Raw genomic sequence first — 263 nt, forward strand, 5'->3', positions numbered from 1 at the left:
TCAAGGCAAGGTCGTCTCCTTCTTTAGCCAAATCAAAAACAGTTTTAGCAGTTACTTCTTCCCCATCGTCAATCAAACGTTTCAAGGCTGCATCGCCTTCGTATTCATCTGCATAACGACGAGTCAAGTTGACAATCCCTGTTGCTGAAGCAACTGTCTCAAGACAGCCTTTTTTACCACAGGTACATGCGATTGGTTGGTCAAAGTCAACAGTGATGTGACCAAGCTCACCAGCAGCACCAGCAACACCGTGAAGCAATTTG

At 45.6% G+C, this 263-nt stretch carries 1 protein-coding gene; it reads right to left on the reverse strand.

Annotation, left to right across the window (positions count from 1 at the left end; all coding sequences use genetic code 11):
- Positions 1-263, reverse strand: a 263-nt coding sequence (locus tag CF394_RS14745; protein ID WP_133079861.1) for an ROK family protein, incomplete at both ends; no start/stop codon positions are given.

Source organism: Tetzosporium hominis, assembly GCF_002265435.1.
In the GTDB taxonomy this organism is placed as follows: domain Bacteria; phylum Bacillota; class Bacilli; order Bacillales_A; family Planococcaceae; genus Chryseomicrobium; species Chryseomicrobium hominis.